This window comes from Anaeromyxobacter dehalogenans 2CP-C (genome assembly GCF_000013385.1).
GTDB classification, from domain to species: Bacteria; Myxococcota; Myxococcia; order Myxococcales; family Anaeromyxobacteraceae; genus Anaeromyxobacter; species Anaeromyxobacter dehalogenans_B.
In genome coordinates this window covers 3296494-3320787 of the sequence record NC_007760.1, presented here as the reverse complement: position 1 = coordinate 3320787, position 24294 = coordinate 3296494, and the positions used below count along the sequence as shown (strand labels likewise).

The 24294-nt window shown below is 74.8% G+C and carries 20 protein-coding genes; 13 read left to right on the top strand and 7 right to left on the bottom strand.

Annotated features, from left to right (window positions below; all coding sequences use genetic code 11):
* Window positions 1-40: 40 nt before the first annotated feature.
* Entirely contained in the window at window positions 41-1078 is a 1038-nt protein-coding gene (locus ADEH_RS15210) for an alpha/beta fold hydrolase (protein WP_011421991.1), read from the bottom strand.
* A 176-nt stretch (window positions 1079-1254) separates the two neighbouring features.
* Here ADEH_RS15210 and ADEH_RS15205 point away from each other — a divergent pair, with 176 nt between their 5' ends.
* Window positions 1255-1929, top strand: a complete 675-nt coding sequence (locus ADEH_RS15205; RefSeq protein WP_011421990.1) for a hypothetical protein — start codon at window positions 1255-1257, stop codon at window positions 1927-1929.
* Between the two features lie 232 nt (window positions 1930-2161).
* The gene (locus ADEH_RS15200; protein ID WP_011421989.1) at window positions 2162-4354 is read left to right on the top strand and encodes a M36 family metallopeptidase; all 2193 of its coding nucleotides are present in this window, start codon (window positions 2162-2164) and stop codon (window positions 4352-4354) included.
* 64 nt (window positions 4355-4418) lie between these two features.
* Here ADEH_RS15200 and ADEH_RS15195 read toward each other — a convergent pair whose 3' ends face one another.
* Window positions 4419-4730: a TIGR04563 family protein gene (locus ADEH_RS15195; protein ID WP_011421988.1), complete on the bottom strand. Its 312-nt coding sequence runs from the start codon at window positions 4728-4730 to the stop codon at window positions 4419-4421.
* 243 nt (window positions 4731-4973) lie between these two features.
* On the opposite strand from ADEH_RS15195, the gene ADEH_RS15190 reads away from it, so the two are divergent.
* From ADEH_RS15190 to ADEH_RS15155, 8 genes are all read left to right on the top strand, one after another.
* On the top strand, window positions 4974-6815 hold the full coding sequence (locus tag ADEH_RS15190; protein WP_011421987.1) for a S41 family peptidase: 1842 nt from the start codon (window positions 4974-4976) through the stop codon (window positions 6813-6815).
* 216 nt (window positions 6816-7031) lie between these two features.
* Window positions 7032-7697 carry a succinate dehydrogenase cytochrome b subunit gene (locus tag ADEH_RS15185; protein ID WP_011421986.1) on the top strand — a complete coding sequence of 222 codons (666 nt, stop codon included), beginning with the start codon at window positions 7032-7034 and terminating at the stop codon, window positions 7695-7697.
* Window positions 7698-7707: 10 nt separating this feature from the next.
* Entirely contained in the window at window positions 7708-9624 is a 1917-nt protein-coding gene (locus tag ADEH_RS15180) for a fumarate reductase/succinate dehydrogenase flavoprotein subunit (protein ID WP_011421985.1), read from the top strand.
* On the top strand, window positions 9624-10433 hold the full coding sequence (locus tag ADEH_RS15175; protein WP_011421984.1) for a succinate dehydrogenase/fumarate reductase iron-sulfur subunit: 810 nt from the start codon (window positions 9624-9626) through the stop codon (window positions 10431-10433). Before ADEH_RS15180 ends, ADEH_RS15175 begins: the two co-directional genes overlap by 1 nt.
* Window positions 10434-10517: 84 nt before the next feature.
* On the top strand, window positions 10518-11408 hold the full coding sequence (locus ADEH_RS15170; protein ID WP_011421983.1) for an ATP-binding protein: 891 nt from the start codon (window positions 10518-10520) through the stop codon (window positions 11406-11408).
* 71 nt (window positions 11409-11479) lie between these two features.
* Window positions 11480-11860 (top strand): hypothetical protein, encoded by a 381-nt coding sequence (locus ADEH_RS15165; protein ID WP_041453582.1) that lies wholly within the window; start codon window positions 11480-11482, stop codon window positions 11858-11860.
* A 36-nt stretch (window positions 11861-11896) separates the two neighbouring features.
* Complete coding sequence (locus ADEH_RS15160) at window positions 11897-12082, top strand: hypothetical protein (RefSeq protein WP_041453581.1); 186 nt, start codon at window positions 11897-11899, stop codon at window positions 12080-12082.
* Window positions 12083-12106: 24 nt separating this feature from the next.
* Window positions 12107-13912 carry a ThiF family adenylyltransferase gene (locus tag ADEH_RS15155; protein WP_232287296.1) on the top strand — a complete coding sequence of 602 codons (1806 nt, stop codon included), beginning with the start codon at window positions 12107-12109 and terminating at the stop codon, window positions 13910-13912.
* Window positions 13913-13917: 5 nt separating this feature from the next.
* Here the strand turns inward: ADEH_RS15155 and ADEH_RS15150 are convergent, their stop codons facing one another.
* Complete coding sequence (locus ADEH_RS15150) at window positions 13918-15261, bottom strand: M48 family metallopeptidase (protein WP_011421980.1); 1344 nt, start codon at window positions 15259-15261, stop codon at window positions 13918-13920.
* A gap of 164 nt (window positions 15262-15425) precedes the next feature.
* The gene (locus tag ADEH_RS15145; protein ID WP_011421979.1) at window positions 15426-17375 is read right to left on the bottom strand and encodes a carboxypeptidase-like regulatory domain-containing protein; all 1950 of its coding nucleotides are present in this window, start codon (window positions 17373-17375) and stop codon (window positions 15426-15428) included.
* 408 nt (window positions 17376-17783) lie between these two features.
* On the opposite strand from ADEH_RS15145, the gene pgaB reads away from it, so the two are divergent.
* The 3 genes from pgaB to pgaD all read left to right on the top strand — a co-directional run bounded on the left by pgaB (window position 17784) and on the right by pgaD (window position 21694).
* Window positions 17784-19763: a poly-beta-1,6-N-acetyl-D-glucosamine N-deacetylase PgaB gene (gene pgaB, locus ADEH_RS15140; protein ID WP_011421978.1), complete on the top strand. Its 1980-nt coding sequence runs from the start codon at window positions 17784-17786 to the stop codon at window positions 19761-19763.
* Between the two features lie 10 nt (window positions 19764-19773).
* On the top strand, window positions 19774-21039 hold the full coding sequence (gene pgaC, locus ADEH_RS15135; protein WP_011421977.1) for a poly-beta-1,6-N-acetyl-D-glucosamine synthase: 1266 nt from the start codon (window positions 19774-19776) through the stop codon (window positions 21037-21039).
* A gap of 109 nt (window positions 21040-21148) precedes the next feature.
* On the top strand, window positions 21149-21694 hold the full coding sequence (pgaD, locus tag ADEH_RS15130; protein ID WP_011421976.1) for a poly-beta-1,6-N-acetyl-D-glucosamine biosynthesis protein PgaD: 546 nt from the start codon (window positions 21149-21151) through the stop codon (window positions 21692-21694).
* Here the strand turns inward: pgaD and ADEH_RS15125 are convergent.
* From ADEH_RS15125 to ADEH_RS15115, 3 genes are all read right to left on the bottom strand, one after another.
* Entirely contained in the window at window positions 21691-22338 is a 648-nt protein-coding gene (locus tag ADEH_RS15125; RefSeq protein ID WP_011421975.1) for a TetR/AcrR family transcriptional regulator, read from the bottom strand. The two genes, pgaD and ADEH_RS15125, sit on opposite strands and share 4 nt — an antisense overlap.
* Complete coding sequence (locus tag ADEH_RS15120; protein WP_011421974.1) at window positions 22323-23804, bottom strand: amidase; 1482 nt, start codon at window positions 23802-23804, stop codon at window positions 22323-22325. The genes ADEH_RS15125 and ADEH_RS15120 overlap by 16 nt, the downstream gene beginning before the upstream one ends.
* A gap of 81 nt (window positions 23805-23885) precedes the next feature.
* Window positions 23886-24263: a hypothetical protein gene (locus tag ADEH_RS15115; RefSeq protein WP_232287295.1), complete on the bottom strand. Its 378-nt coding sequence runs from the start codon at window positions 24261-24263 to the stop codon at window positions 23886-23888.
* Between the last annotated feature and the right edge of the window lie 31 nt (window positions 24264-24294).

Here is a 24294-nt window from a genome sequence, read left to right as displayed (position 1 = left end):
CTCGTCGGAGGGGGCGCGGGCGGAGCCGCCGCGGGAGCCGCTAGCGCAGGAAGTCGAGCAGCGCCTTCTCGAACGCCGGGAACGCCTCGACCTGGGGCACGTGGCCGATGCCGGGCAGCTCCACCAGCTCGGCGCCGGGGATGCGCCGCTGCGCCGCCTTCCCGAGGCGCGTGTAGTCGCCCATCGCCTCGCGCAGGCCGGCCGGCGCGAGCGGCCGGCCGATGGCGGTGCGGTCGCGCAGGCCGATCACGAGCCGCGTCGGCACCGCCAGGCGCTCGAGCTCGTGCACCACCGGCTGCGTGACGATCATGTCGTATGTGAGCGCGCTGTCCCACGCGACCCGCGGCCAGCCCGGGTGCAGCGTCCACCCGGCCAGCAGGCGGGTGTGCGCCTCGTACTCCGGCTTCCACGCACCGTCGTAGTACGCCTGCCGCTGGTAGCTCCGGACGGAGTCCGGCGTCTGCTTCAGCTCCTGCGCGTACCACTGGTCCACCGTGCGCGGCGGCAGGAAGGCGGCGTAGTCCTCGAGGCCGATCGGGTTCACGAGCAGGAGGCGCTCGGTGGCCTCCGGGTACTCGAGCGCGTAGCGCACCGCGAGCATCCCGCCCATCGAGTGCCCGACCACGGCGGTGCGCTCGACGCCGAGCGAGGCGAGCAGCGCCCGCGTGTTCGCGGCGAGCTGCGCGAACGAGAACTGGTAGCGCTCGGGCTTGCTGGACTTGCCGAAGCCGATCTGGTCGGGCGCGATCACGCGGAAGCCGGCGCGGTTCAGCGCGGCGATGGTCTCGGCCCAGGTGCCGGCGTGGAAGTTCTTGCCGTGGAGGAGCAGGACGGTGCGGCCGTTCGGGGCCGCGGCGCGCGCGTCGAGGTACGCCATGCGCAGCCGCTGGCGCTGGCTGTCGAGCTCGAAGTACGAGACCGGGAGCGGGTACTCGAACGCGCCCGCGTCCGGGTCCACCGCGCCGGCGGGGAGGGCGGTGGCGGGCGCACGGGGCGGCGCGCCGGCGCAGGCGAGCGCGAGCGCGGCGAGCGGCGGCAGCAGCGAGGAGACGGCGGCGGGGCGGCGTGGCGAGGGCATGGGTGCGGGCTCCGGGGTGGCCACGGCGCGGCGGCGCGGCGCGCGGCGCCGGAGAGCTTAAGGACGCGCCCGGGGCCGCGCACGCGCACGTGGGACTTGCCGTGCCGGCGCGGGCGGGCACAATCACCGTCCGTGCGCCCCGCGGGCGGTCCGCAGGCGCCCTGGAGACCGCCACCATGACGACGCCCCGCCGCACGCTCCGCCTCGCGCTGCTCGCCCTCGCCCCCCTGCTGCTGGGCGGCTGCGCCACGATCTTCACCGGCACGCACGACACGCTCACGTTCGACGCGAACGTGCCCGGCGTGCGGGTGACCATCGACGGCCAGTACCGCGGCGAGCTGCCGCTCACGATCGACCTGTCGCGCAACTTCATGGGCGGGCGGCAGTTCCTGGCCCGCTTCGAGGCGCCGGGCTACGCGACCCAGGAGTTCACGCTGGAGCGCGCGTTCAACCCGGTCGCGATCCTCGACGTGAGCAGCACCATCGTGTCGGGCGGGGTGGACGTGCTCACGGGGTCGCTCATGAAGTTCTCGCCGCGCGAGTACCACGTGCAGATGCTGCCGGCGGGGCAGGCCGCCGGCGCGCCCGCGGCGCGGCGCAGCGCCGAGCTGCACCGCTTCGCGCTGAACGGGTTCCGGGACCTGCAGAAGGACCTCGCCCGCGGGGGCGGCGAGTCGCTCTCCACGTTCGCGGCGATGGTCGGCGGCGACGGCGCGAGCGCCCGGCGCGTGGTGGAGGTGTCGGTGCGCGGCGCGCCCGGGCTCGTGGCCGCGTCCACCGCGCCCGAGTTCGTGCGCCGGTTCGACGCGCTGCTGGCCGGGACGCCCGACCTCGCCGGTTGCCGGCTGTAGCCGCGCCGGGCCCGACGCGCCGCGCCAGCAGCCCGCCCGCACGCACCCGGCGTCCGGATACCGCGGATCGCCGCGCCACGTCCCGGGGCGGGAGGCATGACCTGCCCGGGCCCTGACCATCCCGGGACCATTCCCCCGCCGCCCACGCACGGCTATTGGCAAGGGTCCCGGGCCGCGGCGCGACCGCGCAGGACGCGCCCGTGCCCGGGCTCGATCCAGCGGGGGTTTCGCCATGCGTGATGCAGTCGGTCCGAGTCTCCTGGTCCGCGCCGCCGTCGGCTGCGCGCTCGCTCTCCTCCTGGCCGCGCCGGACGGCGCCGCCGCCGCGCCCGGCGCGCGCGTGTACCGCGCCGCGGCCGGCGGGGCGCTCACGCCTCCGTCGCGGGCGCCGGTGACGCAGGTGGTCGCGGGGTTCCTGCGATCCCACGGCGCCGCGCGCGCCACCGTGGACGGGCTCGCGATCGCGGCCGAGTCGCGCGGGCGGGGCGGCATCACCCACCTCCGCCTCGAGCAGCGCGCCGGGGGCCTGCGCGTCGCGGGCGGCTACGCGCGCGCGGCCGTGGACGCCAGCGGGCGGCTGCTCCACCTCGTGGACGGGCTCGCGCCCGTGGCCGGGGGCGCCGTCGCGCCGGCGCGCGTCGGCGAGGCGCAGGCGCTCGAGGCGGCGCTGCGGCGCCTCGGGTACCAGCCGGCGGCGGCGCCCGGGGTGACGGGCCGCGACGGCGACCTCACCGTGTTCGCGCGCGACCCCGCGAGGTTCCACGCCCCGCCCACCGTGGAGCGCGTGGCCGTCCCCGAGCCGGGCGGCGCGCTCCGCGCCGGGTTCGTGGTCGAGACCTGGAGCGAGCGCGGGAACCTGCTGCACCACACGCTCGTGGACGGCGACGGCGCGGTCCGGTCGGTCGAGCTGCGCACCGCGAACGACAGCTACGCCGTGTTCGTCGAGGATCCCTCGAAGACGCCGCAGGCGGTGGTCTCCGGCCCGGCGCCCGGCGGCCTCGAGTCGCCCATCGGCTGGCTGTACGCCGGCGCGCAGTCCACCATCGACATCGCCGGCAACAACGTGAACGCGTACCTGGACGCGGACGCGAACAACCGCCCGGACCGCGGCGGCACCTCGGTCACCGACGGGAACTTCCTCACCGCGGCCGACCTCACGGCGCAGCCGTCCACCGCCGGGAACCGCGCGGTGGCGGTCCAGAACCTCTTCTACCTGAACAACGTCATCCACGACGTCCTGTACGTGCACGGCTTCGACGAGGCCGCCGGGAACTTCCAGGACGCCAACTTCGGGCGCGGCGGGAAGGAGCGCGACTCGGTGAACGCCGAGGCGCAGGACGGCGGCGGCACCGACAACGCGAACTTCGCGACGCCCACCGACGGGCGCTCGCCCCGGATGCAGATGTACCTGTGGAACGGCCCGGTGCCGCCGCTCGAGGTGGTGGTGAACGCGCCCGCCGGGATCGCCGGGAGCTACGACGCCGCCGGCGCCGAGTTCGGTCCCTCGCTGACCACGGCCGGGGTCACCGCCGACGTGGTCCTCGTGGACGACGGCACCGGCACGGCGACCGACGGCTGCGAGGCGATCCAGAACGCGGTGGCCGGGCGGATCGCGCTGGTGGATCGCGGGAGCTGCAACTTCACCCTCAAGGTGCTGAACGCGCAGTCGGCGGGCGCGGTGGCGGTGATCGTCGCGAACAACCAGGGCGGCGACGCCGTCTTCACCATGGGCGGGACCGAGCGGAAGATCCGCATCCCGGCGGTGATGATCTCGCAGAACGACGGCGTGACGCTGAAGGGCGCGACGGGCGTGAACGCCACCGCGCGGCGGAAGGACCCCGCCCCGCTGATGGTGGACGGCGACCTCGACTCCGACGTCGTGTTCCACGAGTACGGGCACGGCCTCACCTGGCGCATGATCGGCGGCATGAGCGGTCCGCTCGCCGGCGCGGTCGGGGAGGGCATGAGCGACGTGCTCGCGGTGGTCATGAACGAGGACGACCGCGTGGGCGAGTACGCGTCCAGCAACCCGCTCGGCATCCGGACCGCGCCGTACACCGGCTACCCGCGGACCTACGGCGACGTGGCCGGCACCGAGGTCCACCTCGACGGCGAGGTGTACGGGGCCATCGGCTGGCGGCTGTTCCAGGCGTTCCAGACGGCCGGGCTGGGCAAGTCGCTGCTGCTCGACTACCTGGTGGACGGGATGAACTACACGCCGTCCACGCCCGCGTTCGAGGACATGCGCGACGGCATCCTCCAGGCGGTCGGCGCGGGCGGGAGCCCGGACGCGGCGGCGCACGCGTGCCTGGTGTGGGACGCGTTCGCGGCGTACGGCGTGGGCGTCGGCGCGCAGGGCGTCGTGGACGCGTCGGGCGCGGTGACCGTGACGGAGTCGTTCGCGAAGCCGGCCGGGTGTCCGTAGCCGGATCGTGCGGGGCGGGGGCCGCGCGCGATCCGCGCGCGCCCGCCCCGTGCGGCGGGCACGTTCAGCCCGCGAACTCGCGGTCGAACTTGCCCTTCAGGAACTCCCGCACCTGCTCGGAGGGCTCGCGCCGCTCCAGCGACGCCGGGAGCGGTGCGCTGCGCTCGCGCGGGGGGTGCGCGGGGGCCGGCGCGCGCGCGATCTCACCGTGCAAGTTCACCGAAGGGAACCGCTTGAGCTCGTTCCGCGCGAGGCGCCACGCCTGCTGCACGGTCCACGAGAGCGACCGATCGAGGCGCACCGCCTCGCTCATGATCTCGCGGAGCGTCTCCTCCGGGAAGTAGAGCGACTGCTTCTGCTTGTCCGTTGCGGCCATTCCTGCGTCCTCCCACAGTGGGCCCCATGGTACGCACGCCGGCTGTTTCCGCAAATTCGGCGCGACCTTGACATCCGCGAGCCCATCTGCCGGGGCGACCTGCGGCGTGCGGCGAGGTGAGCGGAGCGCGCACATCGCGCGACACGGGACGCGCCCGGGCCGCACCCGGCGGAATGTCTCGCGCCGTGCGGGGCGTTCGAGGGGAGCGCGCGGGGCCCTCGCCCCGGCGCGCGTCCCCCACCGATGCGTCCCGCCCTGCTCCTCCCGCTCGCCGCGCTCCTCGCGCTGGCCTCCCCGCTGCCCGCGGCGAACGCCTCCGCGCCGGCGCCGGCTCCGGGTTCGGCCGCCTGCGAGGCCGCGCCCGGCCCCGCGCCGGCGGCGTGCGACGGGGACGGGCCGCTCTGCCCCGCGGCGGCGCGCGTCCGGATCGCCTGCGAGCTCCGGCAGGCCATCGAGGCGCGGTACGTGTTCCTCACCACCAAGCCCTTCACGCTCGCCGCGGCCGGCCGCCCGGGGTTCGATCCGCGCGCCCACCTCGAGGCGTGCGTCGAGGGCGAGCGCGCCGTCGCGGCCGAGCGCGATCCGCTCCGCTTCTACGACCGGATGCGCCGCTGCGTGGCCGCCTTCGAGGACGGGCACCTGCTGCTGCGGGTGCCGTCCGGCGCGCCGCAGGTCGCGCTCGGCATCGGCCTGCGCCTCGCCGCCGACGGCCGGGTCTACGTGGCGAGCCGCTCGCCGGCGCTCGGGGAGGCGCTGGCGCGCGCCGGCCTCCCCGACCCGGGGGCGCTGCTCGCGCCCGGCACCCGCGTCGTCGCGGTGGACGGCCGCCCGGTGCGCGCGGCGATGGACGAGCTCGCCGCGCACGTCCCGGGCAGCTCGGCCGCGGCCCGCGACGAGCGCGCCGTGGACGCGCTCACCCGCCGCGACTTCCTGCACCCCGCCCGCGCCACCGCCGAGCTGACGGTGATCGCCCGCGGCGCCCGCCGCACGGTGCGCCTGCCGTGGTGGGCCTCGCCGGGCGCGGGCCGCGGCGCGCTGGGCCGCGCGCTCCTGGCCCGCACCGGGATCCGGACCGCCGACCTGGGCGAGGCCGCGGCCGCCCTGGTGGACGGCGGCGACCCGGCCGGCGGGGCGCGCCGGACCGACTCGATCTTCGCGCCGGACCAGGCGGCCGCGCTCCGGACGTACACCGGCGACGGCGGCGGGCCGGCGGCGCGCCTGGGCGAGGTCTCCGGGCCCGGCGGGCGGCCGGTGTGCTACGCGCAGCTCCTCTCCCTCCACACGGAGGCGCTGTCGGCCGGCGGCGAGCGGCGCCCGTTCGGCGACGTCCTGGGCGAGTTCCTGCGCGGCTGCGACGCCCGCGGCGCCGACCTGGTGCTCGACCTGCGCCAGAACGGCGGCGGGTACCTCTCGCACTCGACCGCGCTGGCGCGGATGCTCCTGCCGGCGGGGACGTCGTCGCCGGGCGGCGCGCTGGTGCTGCGCGCCACCGAGTTCAACGAGGGCGTGTACCGCGAGCGCGCGCCGATGCTGGGCGGCGCGCCCGCGGTGGGCGTGCGATCGCGCTCCGAGCCGGAGCGGGTGCTCGACTCGATCCGCGGGGCCCGGAAGGCCGGCGACGACTTCACCCCCGCGCTGCTGGAGCCGCCGCTCCGCCCGGATCCGGCGGAGGGCGGGTTCCGCGGCCGCGTGGTGGCGCTCACCTCGCCCTCGTGCATGAGCGCGTGCGAGCGGCTCGCTGGGCTGCTCCGGAGCGGCGGGCGCGCGGTCCTGGTGGGCGGCCCGACCGAGGGCGCCGGCGGGAGCCAGCAGGAGGCGAAGGGGCTCGCGGCGCGCTGGACCGACTCGCGCGGGCGGCTGTCGGTCTCCATCCCGAACGCCGCCATGGGCATCCAGCCGCCCGACGGCGCCGGCGAGGACGCCTCCGCCGACCGGTTCTTCGCCGCGCTCGCCCTGGAGAACCGCCCGGTGGAGCCGCACCGCCCGTACGCGACCGCGCGCGCCGACCTGGTGGATCACGGCCGCGGGTGGCGCGAGCAGGCCTGGGCGGCGCTGGAGCGCGAACGTCGGGCCGGGGGCCCCTGACGGGCGCCTGCTCGATGCGATCGCTGCGGCTCTAGCACCCTGCCGGGATCTCGGGCAGGCGATCGCCCAACCTTGCGACAAAACCGACTTCTCCCGTCCTTGACGTGCCCCAAGGGGTCGCAGCTATGGTGCGATTCCGCGCACTCCTGTTCAGGGCGCGAGGCGACACACCGTCTCGGCGGCGGAAGCTCATCCACGAAGAAGGGAAACGGCTCAATGCGACTGTTCTCGGACTCGATTGGCAGGAAGATCGTGATGGCCGTGACCGGCCTCATCATGGTCCTGTTCGTCGTCGGGCACCTGCTCGGAAACCTCTCGATCTTCAACGGGCCGGACGGCATCAACGCGTACGCGGAGAAGCTGCACCAGCTGGCGCCGCTGGTGTGGGGCACCCGGGTGGTGGTGGGACTCTCGGTGGTGCTGCACGCGGTCCTCGCGGTGCAGATCACCCTCGAGAACAGCGCCGCGAACCCGACGCGCTACGCGGTCCAGCGCAGCCTGAAGGCCACGTTCTCCGGCAAGACGATGATCTGGACGGGCCTCATCCTCGGCGCGTTCATCGTCTACCACCTGCTCCAGTTCACGCTGCGGGTGACCCCGGGCCTGGTGCTCGGCCAGGACGGGCTCGGCCGCTTCGACGTGTTCGGCATGGTGGTCCAGCAGTTCCGGATCGTGCCGATCGCCGCGATCTACGTGGTCGGGATGATCGCGCTGTTCCTCCACCTGAAGCACGGCATCCAGAGCACGCTGCAGACCCTCGGCTGGAGCAACGAGACGCTGCTGCCGCGCTGGGGCGTGGTCGGCAAGACGCTCGCCGGGATCCTGCTCGTCGGCTTCGGGGCCATTCCGCTGCTCATCCTCGCCGGCATCGCCGGGAACTAAGGGAGACACCGTGATCCTCGACGGAAAGGCACCTACCGGCCGCATCGAAGAGTCGTGGGACAAGTACCGCTTCGACCTGAAGCTGGTGAACCCCGCGAACAAGCGGAAGTTCAAGATCCTGGTGGTCGGCACCGGCCTCGCCGGCGCCTCGGCGGCCGCGACGCTCGGTGAGCTCGGCTACAACGTGGAGACGTTCTGCTACCAGGACTCTCCGCGGCGCGCGCACTCCATCGCGGCGCAGGGCGGCATCAACGCCGCGAAGAACTACCCGAACGACGGCGACAGCATCTACCGCCTGTTCTACGACACCATCAAGGGCGGCGACTTCCGCGCCCGCGAGGCCGACGTGTGGCGCCTCGCGCAGGTCAGCAACAACATCATCGACCAGTGCGTCGCGCAGGGCGTGCCGTTCGCGCGCGACTACGCCGGCTACCTCGACAACCGCTCCTTCGGCGGCGCGCAGGTGTCCCGCACCTTCTACGCGCGCGGCCAGACCGGCCAGCAGCTGCTGCTCGGCGCGTACTCGGCGCTGTCCCGGCAGATCAAGGCCGGCACCGTGAAGCTGTTCGCCCGCACCGAGATGCTGGACCTGGTGGTGGTGGACGGCGAGGCGAAGGGCATCACGATCCGCGACCTGGTCACCGGGGAGATCCGCACGCACGTCGGCGACGCGGTGGTGCTCGCCACCGGCGGCTACGTGAACGTGTTCTACCTGTCCACCAACGCGATGGGCTGCAGCGTCACCGCGAACTGGAAGGCGCACAAGAAGGGCGCCTACTTCGCGAACCCCTGCTTCACGCAGATCCACCCGACGTGCATCCCGCAGGCCGGTGACTACCAGTCGAAGCTGACGCTCATGTCCGAGTCGCTCCGCAACGACGGCCGGATCTGGGTGCCGAAGAAGAAGGAGGACTGCAACAAGCCGGCGAACGAGATCCCCGAGGAGGATCGCGACTACTACCTCGAGCGGAAGTACCCGACGTTCGGCAACCTCGCCCCCCGCGACATCGCGTCCCGCGCCGCCAAGGAGCAGTGCGACGAGGGCCGCGGCGTCGGCCCCGGCGGCCGCGGCGTCTACCTCGACTTCGCCGCCTCCATCAAGCGGCTGGGCGAGAACGTGGTCCGCGAGCGCTACGGGAACCTGTTCGAGATGTACGAGCGGATCACCGACGAGGACGCGTACAAGCAGCCGATGCGCATCTACCCGGCGCCGCACTACTCGATGGGCGGCCTCTGGGTGGACTACAACCTGATGAGCAACATCCCGGGCCTGTTCGTGCTCGGCGAGGCGAACTTCTCCGTCCACGGCGCGAACCGCCTGGGCGCCAGCGCGCTGATGCAGGGCCTGGCGGACGGCTACTTCGTCATCCCGAACACCATCGCCGGCTACCTCGCGACCACCAAGCCCGGCAAGGTCAAGGCCGACCACCCCGAGTTCAAGAAGTCGGTGGAGGAGGTGCACGGCGCCTCCAAGAAGCTGCTCGGCATCAACGGGAAGAAGACCGTGACCGAGTTCATCCGCGAGCTCGGCACGACGATGTGGGAGGACGTCGGCATGGCCCGGAGCAAGGAGTCGCTCACCAAGGCGCTCCAGAAGATCCCGGCCATCCGCAAGGAGTTCTGGGAGAACGTGAAGGTCTCCGGCAAGGGTGAGGAGCTCAACCAGCAGCTCGAGAACGCCGGCCGCACCGCCGACTTCCTCGAGTTCGCCGAGCTGCTCGCCCGCGACGCCCTGCACCGCGAGGAGTCCTGCGGCGGTCACTTCCGCGTCGAGCACCAGTACCCGGACGGCGAGGCGAAGCGCGACGACGCGAACTTCTGCTACACGGCCGCCTGGGAGTTCAAGGGTATCGGCAAGGAGCCGGAGCTCCACAAGGAGCCGCTCAAGTTCGAGAACGTCCACCTCGCGGTGAGGAGCTACAAGTAATGAGCGCGCACGCTTCCGAGCACGGGACGATGAACCTGAAGCTCATCGTCTGGCGGCAGGCCGGTCCCAACGAGCCTGGACGCTTCGAGACCTACGACGCCAAGGGCATCACGCCGCATCACTCCTTCCTGGAGATGCTGGACGTGGTGAACGAGGACCTGATCAAGGCCGGCAAGGAGCCGATCGTCTTCGACCACGACTGCCGCGAGGGCATCTGCGGTGCCTGCTCGGCCGTGGTGAACGGCGTCCCGCACGGCGGCTACAAGCGCACCACGCTCTGCCAGCTGCACATGCGGAAGTTCAAGGACGGCGACGCGATCTACCTCGAGCCGTGGCGCGCCCGCGCGTTCCCCATCATCAAGGACCTGATGGTGGACCGCGGCGCCCTCGACCGCCTCATCCAGGCGGCCGGCTGGACGTCGGCCCACACCGGCGGCGTCCCCGACGGCAACTCGACGCCGATCCCGAAGCGCTCCGCCGACTACGCCATGGACGCCGCCGAGTGCATCGGCTGCGGCGCGTGCGTGGCGGCCTGCCCGAACGGCGCGGCGATGCTGTTCGCCGGCGCCAAGGTGTCGCAGCTCAACGAGCTGCCGCAGGGCCAGGTGGAGGCGCCGGAGCGCGTCGCCGCCATGGTCCAGGCGATGGCCGAGAACGGGTTCGGCAACTGCTCGAACCACTACGAGTGCCAGGCCGCCTGCCCGAAGGGCATCGACGTGAAGTTCATCGCCCGCCTGAACCGCGAGTTCCGCAAGGCGCTGGTGCTGGACAAGGTCGGCGCGCTGACGAAGTCCGCCAAGGCGGAGTAGCCGACGCGGAGCGCATGACGGCATGAGGCGGGGCAGGGGCGCGCGCGTCCCTGCCCCGCTGCGTTTCCGGCCCACGGAGGGCGCATGAGCCTCGACCCCGAGCTGATCGAGCGGCTGAAGCGGGTGCTGGCCGCGGTGGAGCCGCTCCTCCCGCGTCCCGCGGTGCCCATCGACTGGGCCACCTGCCACGCCGCCAACTGGCACCGCAGCACCTTCGCCGGGACCATGGAGCCGGTGCCCGGGGTCGAGGGCATCCACCTCGAGGACCTGCTCGGCATCGAGCCGCAGAAGAAGGCGCTCGAGGACAACACCCGGCAGTTCCTGGCCGGGCTGCCCGCCAACAACGCGCTGCTGTGGGGCGTGCGCGGCACCGGCAAGTCGTCGCTCGTGCGCGCGCTCCTGCACGCCTACGCGGACCGTGGCCTGCGCATCATCCAGGTGGACAAGGACGACCTGGTGAGCCTGCCCGGCATCGTGGACGCGGTGAAGGGCGAGCCGTACCGGTTCGTGCTGTTCTCCGACGACCTGTCCTTCGAGCCCGGCGACGCGAGCTACAAGGTGCTGAAGAGCGCGCTCGACGGCTCGGTGTACGCGCTCCCCGAGAACGTCCTCATCTACGTCACCTCGAACCGCCGGCACCTCGTGCCGGAGTACGAGAGCGACAACCGCGGCGCCATGATGGTGGAGGGCGAGATCCACTACGGCGAGGCGGTGGAGGAGAAGATCTCGCTGTCCGGCCGCTTCGGCCTGTGGGTCGGGTTCCACACCTTCAGCCAGGATCTCTACGTGGACGTGGCGCGGCGCTGGGTGGGGAAGCTGTGCGAGCGCACCGGCGTGAAGGTGCCCTGGACCCGAGAGGCGGAGACGGCCGCGGTGCTCTGGTCGCAGCGCAAGGGCGACCGCAGCGGCCGCATCGCCTACCAGTTCGCGTGCGACTGGGTGGGCCGCAGCGCCATGGAGCAGCGCACCGCCTGACGCCCGCTCGCCGGGCCGCCGCTCCCCCCGGGGCGGTGCCCGCCGCGCCCGGCGAGGCGAAGTCTTTGACGATGGGCCTCGCCTGCCTCGTCGACGGCTTCGGCCGGGTGCTCCGCGATCGCGCGCGGGCGGAGGGGATCCTCCCCTCGAGCACCCGGTACCTGACCGTGGAGGGGGTGAGCGGCTGGCTCTTCCCCGTCGTCAGCGAGCTCGACGACCCGTACCAGCTGTTCCTCTGGTTCGACGGGGGCGGCTACCAGGTGAAGCTCGTCGAGCCGCAGGTCCTGGGGCGCTTCGATCCCCACGCCTGCCACGTCTTCCCCGACGGGCGCCTGTGCCTCTCGAGCGAGGCCGGCGGCGGGATGCCCTCGCTGGAGGACGCGTACGCGCGCAGCGTCCTGTGGTGCAACGGCTTCAGCGTGTTCGCGCGCGAGGGGCGGTTCCCGTTCTAGCCTCCCGCGCAGGCGGGGGCACCGGAGGAGGCAGCCATGTCGCAGACGGTTCTCGAACGACTTCGCGAGGCGATGCGGGACGAGCGGCGCGACGCCCCCAGGGCGCCCGAGGCGCGCGGCCGGGTGTGGGTGACGCCGGACGGCCGGGTGGTCATCGGCGTGGAGCAGGGCGAAGCCGAGCAGCGCATGCTCTCGAAGGTTCACCCGGCGGTGTTCGCCTAGCCGCAGGGCCGGCGCGTGTGGTGCGTGGCCGACTGGGTCCTCCGCGCCCTCGACGCGGAGCTCGGCGGCCATCCGCCGGAGCGCGGGGGCGCGCTGCTCGGACCCCCGGGGCGCCCGCTCCTGACCCGCTTCGAGCCGGATCCGGGGGCGCGCGCCAGCGCCAGCCAGTGGGCGCCGTCGGCGGGGCTGGGGGCGCGCGTGGCCGCGCTGGAGCGCGGCGAGGGGCTGGAGCTGAAGGGCCTCGTGCACTCGCACCCCGGCGCCCTGGACCAGCCCTCGGCGCAGGACGCCCGCGAGCTCGCCGCCGGGCTCGCGCACAACCCGCACCTCGGCTGCTACCTCGGGCCGGTCGTGTCGCTCGCGCCGGCGGGCGCGCCGGGCGCGCACGAGGTCGCGCTGCCGCGCGGGAAGCTCTCGCTGTTCGCCGCGCGCCGCTCGCGGGGCGGCGGCACCGAGGTCCGCCCCGAGCCGCTCCGCGCCGTCCCGCTGCTCCGCGACCTCGAGCGCGCGGCCGCGGCGCTGGGCGGCGGGCGGGCGGAGGGGTTCGTCACCGACGCGGGCGAGGGGCCGCTGCTGGCCGGGCGCCTGCGCCTCGACGCCGGCGGCGAGGTGCTGGTGCTCGCGGGGGAGCACTACCCGGCGCTCCCGCCGGTGGCGCTCGGCGGCGGCGAGGGCGAGGCCACCGCCCAGCTCGAGCTGGCGTGGCCGCTCGCGCTCGCCGAGGAGGAGCGGCTCGCCGCGGCGCTCGCGGCGGTGCTGGAGGGGCCCGGCCCGCGCCGGCGCGCGTACGGGCCGCCCGGCGGGCCGGCGCTGACGCGCGACGCCGGGCGGGCGCGGCTGTCGGGGTGGACGGCGCGGCTCGCGGACGGCGGCCCGGAGGCGCGCGAGGAGGCGCGGCGCGGCGGGCTGCGGGCGCGGAGCGCGGCGCGGCTCCCGGAGGCGCTGCGCGAGCGCGCCGTGCTGGTGGCCGGGTGCGGGTCGGTGGGCTCGTACCTGGCCGAGCTGCTGGCGCGCGCGGGGGTCGGGCGGCTCGCGCTGCTCGACCCCGAGGCGGTGGAGCCCGCGAACCTGTCGCGCACCGTCTACGCGGCCGAGGACGTGGGCCGGCCCAAGCCGGAGGCGCTGGCGCGGCGGCTGCTCGCCGTGGAGCCGTCGATCGCGCTGGCGCTGGAGCCGTGCGCGGTGGACGCGCTCCCGCCGGCGGCGCTGGACGCGCGGGTGCGCGAGGCGGACCTCGTGCTCGCCGCCACCGACGATCCCGCGGCGCAGCGCGCGCTCGACCGCTTCGCCTACGCGCGCGGGCGCCCGGCGCTGTTCGTGGGCCTGTACGCGGGCGCGCGGGGGGGCGAGGTGATCGTCACCGCCCCGGGCCGGACCGCCTGCTACCTGTGCGCGACCCGGAGCCGCCACGGCCTGGAGCGCGCCGGGGGGCGCGTGGCGCGCGAGCTGGACTACGGCACCGGGCGGCTGCGGGGCGAGGTCGCGCTCGCGGCCGACGTGCAGCACGTGGCGAGCGCCGCCGCGAAGCTGGCGCTCTCGCTGCTCGCGCCGGAGGGCGAGGGCGGGCTGCGGCCGTTCGCGGAGGACGTGATCGCGTCCGGCGCCACCTACCTCACGCTCTCGACCGTGCCCGGCTACTGGTTCTACCCGCAGGTGTTCGGCGACACGCCGGGCCAGGGCGCGTACCAGTCGGTGTGGCTCACGCCCGCGCGCGCCGCGGACTGCCCGGTGTGCGGGCCGCCCGAGGCGCGCTGCGATCCGCTCGAGGTGCCGCGCCGCGCGCCCGACGCCGAGGCCATCGCCCGCGCGCTGCGCGACGCCGCCCCCTGAGCCGGCTAGAACACGTCGTCCGGCGAGACCCGCACCGGCACCCCCGCCGCGTCGCCCTCTCCGAACACCGCCGCGCGCGCCAGCTTCGGCTGGAAGCGGCACGGCGAGGCGGGCGCGATGAGGTTCCCCTCGCCGTCGTCCAGGGGCTCCCACACCATCCAGGCGGCGTAGACCCCGTCGCCGTCGGCGTCGCTCTCCGCGCACGCCGCGAACGCCTGCCGGCCGTCCTGCGTCCGGCCCACCCCCACCGTGTATACGTGGTGCCCGCCCGTCGGGGGTTGCCACCCGAGCTCGCGCGCGGCGGCCAGCTCCGCGTCCGCGAACGCGGCCGGCGTCCGGGTGGCGGCCTCGCCGAGCTGCAGCTCCCGGAAGCTGCCCTCCTTCTCGTGCGCCGCCACCTCGGCGCGGTACAGCGCCTGGAGCGCGGCCTGCGCCCCGGCGTCCTTCGCCTTCAGCTGGTAGCGCACGAAGTTCGGGATGGCCACGGCGGCCAGCATGCCCACGATCGCGACCACCATCACCGGCGCCGCGCCGGCGCCGCCGCCGAGCACGCCCAGCGCCGGCGCGAAGATCCAGCCGGCCACGCTGCGGCGCACGGCCTGCGCGGAGCCGGGGGCGCTCAGCTCGTGCAGCGCGGCCACGCGCTTCGAGAGGAACGGGTGGTAGGAGGTGAGCTCGAGCACCGTGGGCCAGAACTCGCCCGCCTCCTGGCGCTGCGACGCGAACGCCGCCAGGTCCACCCGGGCCGCGATCCGCCCGCCGGCGGACAGCACCACCAGCCCGCGCATCGACTGCTCGAGGTCGCCCGCGGCGGCGAGGCCGCAGCGGTCGCAGGTGTACTCGCGGGCGCGCGCGTAGGCGGCGCCCAGCCAGGGCACGATCGCGTAGGGGAGCAGGAACGCGTTCCACTTCAGGTGCCCGGCCGCGAAGTGCCCGAGCTCGTGGCCCACCACGAAGTCCACCTGGCGCGGGTCCTCGCAGTGGTCCACCAGGTCCGAGAGCAGGATCACGTAGCGCCGCGAGAGCAGCTTGGTGGCGAACGCGTTGAGCAGGCCCCCGCCGTTCATGACGTAGACCGCGGGGACGTCCTGGAGGCCGAGGCGGGCGGCGGCCGCCTTCACGCGCGCGTGCAGGTCCGGCAGCTGCCGCTCGTCCACGCGCACCGCGTTGGTGCGCACGTGCGCGAGGAACAGCGCGTGCGCGCCGAGGACGAACAGGGCGCCGAGCAGCGCGTACAGGAGGCCGACGATCGAGACGACGGCGACCAGCCAGACGAGGCCGGAGAAGATCGCGCCGGCGACGAAGAGCGGCTTCTCCTTGGGGGACACGAGACGCGGGTCGAGGGCCATGTGCGCTCCAGGTTGGAGCGCGCACCATAGCAGACCGTCCGTGAAGCTCGCGCGCGGCCGGTGTGCGGCGCGCGCGGCGGGTGGACGTCGATGTGCGAGGAGGCGCGTCCCCGGCGCCGCAGGGCGCGGCGCCGGGGACGGCCGTCCTGCTCACCGGCGCGGCGTCACGGACCGTTGTGGCAGTGGAAGCAGCCCACCGGCGTGCCGGCGGTCAGCGTCCGGCCCATCAGCGTGCGCGTCGCGAACATGCGCGAGAGCACCGTACCGCGGTAGTCGGTGCCGTGGCACGCCTGGCACGCGGCCAGGTCCGCCTCGGCCACCGAGTCGTGCGCCCGCACCCACTCGTCGCCGACCGGGTGCATGCCGTGCGGGCCGCCCAGGCCCATGGTCGGCGGCGACAGGTGGCAGGTGCTGCACTCGCCGATCGTGCCGGCGTGGCCCTGGAGCTGCGTGGCGGCCACGTCGTCGTTCGCGTTGCCGGACCAGATCGCGTGCGTGCTGCCGTGGCACGCCTCGCAGGCGAGGCCGCCGTGGCCCTTGCTGTGCCGGTACAGCTTCCCCGGCTCCTCGGCGAAGCGCCGGTTGGACGCGAGGAGGGGCGACGCGGACGGATCGCCCGCGCGGAACGCCTCGTTGAAGCGCAGCCCGTCCGCCGCGAGCGGCGGCGCGCTCGCCAGCGTGGTCTTCGAGACCGCGTCGTTCGCGTGGCAGCTCTGGCAGCGCGGCTCGTCCTTCCACGGCCGGCGGGGGGCGCCGTCGCCGGTCCCGTCCACGCTGCCGCCCGCGAGCAGCGGGAACGCGCCGCCCACCGCGGCCATGTCGCCGTGGCAGTTCTGGCACGCGAGCTTCGAGCTCATGGCGCCGCGCAGGCACTGCGTCTGCGCGCCGGGGTGGCACTGGTAGCAGGCCTGCTGCGCCGCCGGAGGGATCGTCCCGCCCACCGGGACCGGCGCGTCCCAGAGCCCGGCCACCTTGTCGGCGTGGAAGCCGTGCATCACGCTCGACATGGTCGGGTGCAGGGCCTGCTGCGGCGAGGGTCCGGCGCCGGCGAGGTCGAGCGCGGGCGAGTAGTGGCACGAGGCGCAGAGCACCGGCGCCTGCTGCCGGAGCGCGGTGCCGTGCTCGGCGTCGTGCAGCGCGAGCACGTTCTGGCGCGCCTGCGCCTCCAGGTCGGGATCCGCGGACCAGGCGATGCCCGCCTCCGAGGCGGCCACCTTGCCGGTCGCGTGGCAGTTCTGGCAGGAGGTCTCGTCCGACACCGGCAGCACCACGTCGGTGGCGGCGAGTGTGGTGCCGGCCTTGTCGTACGCGGAGAAGCGCAGGAGCGGGTAGGGGTTGGTCCGCCCGGCGTCGTCGATGGGCAGGATGGGGATGCCCGGGGCGTGGAACAGGCCCAGGCCGGCGTCCCAGGAGAGCGTGGTGCCGCTCGCGTCGGGCGCGTCGGCCGGCATCCACAGGCCCATCAGGCCGGCGCCCTCTGGCAGCGCGGCGCCGTACAGCGCGGCGGCGTACGTCCAGAAGTCGGTCTTGCCCTTGCTGGTGGAGTTGACGGAGCCGGTCGCGTCCGCAATCGCCGCGTAGCGCAGGTCCACCTGCGACGCGTCGAGGAGCACCGGCTTGCCGCTCGCCTGGAGCGCCACCACCTGCGCGTTCACCACGTTGTACGGCGGCAGGATCGAGAACACCGCGAAGCTCCGGTCCACGCAGTGCATGCCGAGGTCGTTGTTCGCGAACACGCGGTACGCGCCGCCCGACGGCGGCGGGGGCGCGGTGGGCGCGAGCGCCCAGTCCACCTGCACGGAACCGCGCTTCGGCACGCCGACCGTCTGCGTGGCGGTGGCGTAGCCCGTCCTCGACGCGGTGAGCGTGACCGTGCCCGCGCGCTCGGCGAGCGCGTAGGAGCCGTCGGAAGCGCTCGTGGCGGACCGCTGGCCGTCGCTCACCACCGCGCCGGCGATGGGCGCGCCGGCGGTGTCGCGGACCGTCCCGGCGACCCCGGTCGCCGCGTTGCGGGCTGCGTCGGCGGCGCTGGCCGCGTCGGCGCCGGAGCCGCCGCCGCAGGCGGACGCGAACGCGCCCGCCGCGACCGCGGCCAGGATGATGCCTCGTCTCATGGGACCTCGACCTTCACCCCTCGTGTGGATGCCGGGCGCCCCGCCGGCAGAGGGTGTGGAGCGCGGTTCCCGCCAACCGGTTCGCGCGTTCGTCGTTTGTTCGTGGGACAACTTGGGGCCGCGACATCGGGCGATGGGAGCAGGCCGCACATGCGCGCCGGATCACCCACCTCTGCGCCGCGTGCCGCGGAACCGGGCCCAGACGCGTCGTTGAATACGCGGCGGCGCCCGGCGTCCGATGGCCAGCGCGGCGGAGCGCGCCAGCGGCTGCCCGTCCGTCCCCGCCCGTCCTTGACGCCTCGCAACCAACCTGCTGATCATGCCGGCCCGCGGGAGGCCTCCTCCCGCCAAGGGGCGAGCGCCGTACGCCGCCCGGAATTCCTCGTCCCCGCCGACGTTCCCGACCCGATGACCCTGCGACCCGTGTCACTCCCCGCCGCGGCGCTGCTGCTCGTCCTCGCGGCGCTGCCCGCCTCGCCGGCCCGGGCCGCGACCGAGGAGGAGCTCACCATCCTCAGCTACCACGAGGTGGCCGAGCGCGCGGAGGCGCTGGTCCCGCAGTACGCGGTCTCGCCGACGAGCTTCCTGCGGCAGATGGACTGGCTCCGCAACCACGGCTACCGCTTCGTCTCGGTGGACGACCTGCTGGCCGCGCGCGAGGGGCGCCGCCCGCTGCCGCCCAAGGCGGTGCTGGTCACGTTCGACGACGCGTACCAGTCGGTCTACCGGAACGCCTGGCCGATCCTGAAGATGTTCCGCATCCCGGCGGTCATCAACGTGGTGGCCGGGTGGCTCGAGGAGAAGGGGACCGTCGACTTCGACGGCAAGAAGCTGCCGCGAGAGCGGCTCCTCTCCTGGAGCGAGCTGCGCGAGCTCGCGGCGAGCGGGCTCGTCGAGGTGGGCAGCCACAGCTTCGACCTGCACAAGGGCATCCCGGGCAACCCGCAGGGCAACCTCGAGCCGGCCGGGACCACGCGGCGCTACGAGCCCGGCGCGCGGCGCTACGAGGACGAGGCCACCTACCGGCGGCGCATCCAGGCGGACCTGGAGCGCAGCGTGGCGCTCATCCGGCGAAACACCGGCCGGGCGCCGCGCGTGGTCGCCTGGCCGTACGGGCGCTACAACGCGACCACGCGCGAGACCGCCGAGCGGCTCGGGATGCGCGTCGGCCTGACGCTGGACGACGGCGCCAACACCCGCGACACGCCGCTGTGGGGCCTGCGCCGGATCCTGGTCGAGGGCGGGATGGCGCTCTGGGACGTGGAGCGCGAGATCGCCATCCGCAACGCCGACCTCTCCGACAACGACCGCCCGCAGAAGATCATGCACGTGGACCTGGACTACGTGTACGACCCGGACCCGGCGCAGCAGGAGCGCAACCTCGGCCACCTGCTCGACCGCATCGCCGCCATGGGCGTGAACGCGGTCTACCTGCAGGCGTTCTCGGACCCGGACGGCAACGGCTCGGCGGACGCGGTGTACTTCCCGTCCCGCCGCATGCCCATGCGCGCCGACCTGTTCAACCGCGTGGCCTGGCAGATCCGGACGCGCACGCCGGTGAAGCGGCTGTACGCGTGGATGCCGCTGCTGGCCTGGGAGCTGCCGAAGGCCGATCCGGCCGCGCAGGACCAGGTGGTGACGCTGGCCGGCGATCGCACCGACCGCGTCAACATGGGGTACCACCGCCTGTCGCCGTTCTCGGCCCGGGCGCGCGAGGCCATCCGCGAGCTGTACCAGGACCTGGCGCGCTCGGCCGCGTTCGACGGGCTGCTCTTCCACGACGACGCCACGCTCTCCGACTTCGAGGACGCCAGCCCCGCGGCGCTGGCGCAGTACCGGGCCTGGGGCCTCCCCGGGAGCGTCGAGGAGATCCGCCGGAGCGACGACCTGCTGGGCCGCTGGACCATCCTGAAGATCAACGCCATCGACGACCTCGCCATGGAGACCGCCGCGGTGGTGCGCGCGCAGCAGCCCGCGCTGGTGGTCGCGCGCAACCTCTACGCGCGCGTGGCGCTCAACCCCAAGGCGGAGGTCTGGTACTCGCAGGCGCTCGACAACTCCATCGCCCGCTACGACTTCACCGCCATCATGGCCATGCCGTACATGGAGAAGGCCGCCGACCACGCGGCCTTCTTCCACGAGCTGGTGCGGGCGGTCGAGTACCGCGACGCGATGAAGAAGGTGGTGTTCGAGCTGCAGGCGGTGGACTGGCGCGACGGCAACAAGCCCATCCCCAGCCACGAGCTCGCCGACACCATCCGGTCGCTGTACGCGATGGGCGTCATGCACGTCGGCTACTACCCCGACGCGCTGTTCGCCGGGCAGCCGGATCCGCGGGTCCTGAAGCCGGTGCTCGACTCGAAGCCGAACGCCCCCGCCGTGCGCTGAGGCCGCCCGCGTGACCGCCACACTCGACAGCGCGTGGCACGGCCTGCTGGCCTTCGTGTTCTATTACCCGCTGTTCATGTCGTTCCTCTGGATGACCGGCGCGGCGCTGTTCTACTGGCGCTTCGAGCGGGCGGAGCGCGCCCTCGACCTGCCCCCGCCGCTGCCGCACTGGCCGCCGGTGACGGTCCTCATCCCCTCGTACAACGAGGGGGAGAACGCCGAGGAGACGGTGAGCCACGCGCTCGCGCTCGACTACCCGGACTTCGAGGTGGTCGCGATCAACGACGGCAGCTCCGACGACACCGGCGCGGTGCTGGAGCGGGTGGCGGCGCGCGACCCGCGCCTGCGGGTGGTGCACCTGGCGGAGAACCAGGGCAAGGCGATGGGGCTGCAGGCGGGCGCGCTGCTCGCGCGGCACGAGATCCTCGTCTGCATCGACGGCGACGCCCTGCTCGACCCGAACGCCGCGCACTGGCTGGTCCGGCACTTCGTCGAGTCCCCGGACGTCGCGGCGGTGACCGGCAACCCGCGCATCCGCAACCGCTCCACGCTGCTCGGCCGCGTCCAGGTGGGCGAGTTCTCGTCGATCGTCGGCATCATCAAGCGCGCGCAGCGGGTGTTCGGCCGGATCTTCACGGTGAGCGGCGTGATCACCGCGTTCCGCAAGTCGGCGGTGCACCAGGTCGGCTACTGGAGCGCCGACATGCTCACCGAGGACATCGACATCACCTGGAAGCTGCAGCGCGCCGGGTGGGACGTCCGCTTCGAGCCGCGGGCGCTCACCTGGATCCTGATGCCCGAGACGCTGCGGGGCCTGTGGAAGCAGCGGCTGCGGTGGGCGATGGGCGGCGCGCAGGTGCTGCTCAAGAACATCGACGCGGCGCTCGAGCCCGCGCAGCGGTCGCTGTGGCCGCTGCTCGTCGAGATGGTGGTCAGCGTGGCCTGGTCGTACGCCATGGTGCTGGTCACGGCGCTCTGGCTGATCGGCCTGGTGCTGCCGGGGGGCGTCCTCCCTGCGGTCGGGTCGCCGCTGGGGCTGCAGCAGAGCGGCGTCATCCTGGGCGCGACCTGCCTGGCCCAGTTCGCGTTCAGCACCTGGCTCGACAGCCGGTACGACCGCGGGCTGTTCCGGAACCTCTTCTGGATGATCTGGTATCCCTTCGTATTCTGGGTGATAAATTGCGCGGCCACCGTGGTGGCCTACCCGAAGGTCCTGGCGCGGCGCCGCGGCTCGCGGGCGCGCTGGGTCAGCCCGGACCGAGGGTTCCGCCCTTGAATAGACCGGGGTGCCGGCACGTCCCCTTGCGGCCCCCGGGCCGGCCCGGCGGACGGAGACCGCAGGAAGCGGAGCAGCAGGCGCGCCGCAGCGAAGGCGAAGGATGGACATGAGCGGATCACTCATCATCAACGCGCGTCACCGGCTGGCCTGGTACCAGCGGCTGCTCTCCGATGCCTCCACCGCCGTGATGTGGGGCGCCTGGCTGTGGCTGTGGGTGCCTGTCGTCCGCGCCATCGCCGAGCTCGGGATGCGCTCCTCGCCCGTGCTGGTGAAGCTCGTGGCGAGCGGGACGGCCGGGGATCTCCCCAGCTCCGTGGTGGCGCTGGTCGGGACCTCCGGCACGCTGCTGGTGTGGAAGGGCCTCCCGGCGCGCAAGGCGCTCGCGGACGGCGAGGCGCTCTCGCTCCGCGACTACGCCCGCCACTTCGCGCTGCCCGAGTCCTCGCTCCAGGCCGGCCGCCGCGCCGCCGTGTGCGTCGTGCACCACGACGACGACGGACGGATCGTCCGCCTGGAGTGCCGCGAGCCGGTGGCGACCCCCGCCCCGGCGGAGCGCCGCGCGCCCGCCGTGGTGGAGGCGCTCGAGCCCGCCGCCTGCGGCGCGGCCCTCGCGTGCGAGCCGGTGGGCCGCGGCCAGGCCGTCGCTGCCTAGGGGGCGCGCGCGACCCGCGGCGCCGCCCGGCGGCGCGCCGGCGCGAGCAGCGCCTGCAGCCCGGCGAGCTGGAACCGCCAGAACGCGCCGAACGCCGCGGAGATCTCCTCCGGCGTCTCGTGCGCGGCCAGCACGTCCACGATCATCCCCAGCGTGCCCTCGAAGATCCGCTCCAGCACGAAGCGGGTCTCGCGCGGCACCGGCCGCTCCGAGTGGTCGCGCAGGTAGCGCGCCGCGGCGCGCGTCAGCTCGGCGGCGACCAGCGGGCGGACGTGGGCGAGCGGCGAGCCCTCGGCCCGCCCCAGCAGCACCACCACCTCGCGGCGATGGGCGATCCAGAACGCGAGCAGCGCGGCCGCGCGCTCCGAGCCGGTCGCGTCGCCGAGGCGCCAGTCGCCCATCGCGCCGAGCGCGCGCACCCGCGCGCGGAGCAGCCGCACCAGCTCCCCCGCCAGCTCCGGCGGCACCGCGGCCCGGAGCAGCGCCTCCTTGTCCGGGAAGTAGCGGTACACGTTCCCGATGGACGCGCCCGCCGCGGCGGCGATGTCCACCAGGCGCGCCCCGCGCCAGCCCTTCCGGACGAACTCGGAGCGCGCCGCGTCCACGAGGCGGGCGCGCACGTCCTCCTTCAGGCGCTGCGCCACGCGGCCTCCCCGGCGGCCACGGCCGAGACCGGCGGCCAGCGATCCTTCCAGGGCGCCGCCTCCTCCAGCGCGTACGCGAGCTGCAGCAGCAGCTCCTCGTCCCCGGGGCGGGCCGCGAGCTGCATCCCCACCGGCAGGCCGCCGGCCGTCCAGTGCAGCGGCACCGACATGGCGGGCGCGCCGCTCAGCGAGTGGATGGCGGTGTAGCCGGCGAGGTCCTCCGTGAACGCGAGGTTCCGGTCGGCGGGGTGCCGCGGCGACAGCGTGCCGAGCGGAAAGGGGAGCACGGCGGTCGTCGGGCTGAGCACGGCGTCGAGCCCGGCGAAGACCTCGAGTCCGTCGCGGCCGGCGGCCTCGAGCGTGGCGCGCCCGGCCGCGATCGCCTCGGGGCCCGCGGCCTCGGCCCGGCCCACCAGCTCGAGCGTGAACGGCTCGAGCACGAGATCGAGCGCGTCCTCCCCGGCGGCGGCCCGGACCTGCTCCACCACCGGGAGCAGCGCGGCGCCGAACAGGTGGAAGATGGCCTCGCGCATCCCGGCCGCGTCGAAGTGCGGACCCGCGATCTCGAGGGTCTCGTGGCCGAGCCGCTCGCAGAGCCGGCGGGCCGCCTCCAGCCCGGCGCGGATCTCGGGGGCCGGCAGCCGCCCGAAGGCGGTCCGCTCGTACACGCCGATGCGGAGCCGTCGCGGGCGCGCGGCGGGCGCGAGCGCCTCGGGACCGAGCGGAGGGAGGGGCGCGGCGTCATCGCGCCGCTGCGTCAGGCCGAGCAGCGCGGCGGCGTCGCGGACCGAGCGGCTGACGCAGTGGTCCACCACGATCGCCGCCAGCGGCGCGTCCATGGGGATCCCGGCGTCGCGCTGCCGGCCGCGGCTCGGCTTCAGGCCGAACAGGCCGCACACCGAGGCCGGGATGCGGATCGAGCCGCCGCCGTCGGAGGCGTGCGCCACCGGGACGATCCCCGCGGCCACCGCCGCCGCAGCGCCGCCGGACGAGCCCGCCGGCGAGCGCGACGGATCCCACGGGTTCAGCGTGGCGCCGCACGCCAGCGTCTCGGTGGTGCCGAGCACGCCGAACTCGGAGGTGGTGCTCTTGCCGATCACGATCAGGCCCGCCTCGTCGAACGCGCGCGCGAGGCCGGGCGCGGGCGGCGAGGGCCGGCCGGCCAGGAGCCGCGAGCCGGCGCCGAACGGCAGCCCCGGGTACGGGAGCATGTCCTTCACGAGGAACGGCACGCCGGCGAACGGCGCGTCGCGCCGGACCTCGCGGGCGGCCCGCCGGGCGCGCTCCGGGTCCACCGCGGCGGCGACGTTGAGGCGGGCGAGGCGCTCGAGGCGGGCGAGGGCGGCGTCCACCAGCTCGAGCGGCGTGGCGCGGCCCTCGCGCACCAGCGCGGCCTGGGCGGTGGCGTCGAGCGCGGCGAAGGGATCGGCGGGGGCGGGGGTCGGGGTGGGCTGCTCGCCGGCCAAGGGCGGCCTCCTGCGGAACGGGTGGGCTGAAACGCGAATACGCTATTCGCGATTCGGCTCCCGCGCAACCGCGCCGTGGCCTCAACGTCGCTCGGGGACCCCGAGCGCCGCCAGCCGCGCCCGGAGGCGCGCGGCGAGCGCCGGGACGCGGCCCGCCGCGCGCAGCACGACCGGGAGGCAGACCTCGCAGCGGCCGGGCGCTCGCCGGGCCGGGTACTCGGCCGGGAGGAACTCGCCGACGACCGTGTGGACGGGCGGAACGACGCCGGGGCCGAGCGCCGCCGCGAGCGCGCGGAGGTCGCGCGCGGCGGCCACGAGCGCCTCCGGATCGGGCCGGCCGCGCGGGTGCGCCGGGAGCAGGCCCCAGAGGCGAAGCGCGACCGTGGTCGGCCCGTCGGTGCCCGGGCGCGGCAGCGCCAGGCCCAGCAGCTCCGCGGAGGCGCCTCGCTCGGCGGCCATGGCCCGGATCGGCGCATCCAGCGCCGGCGTT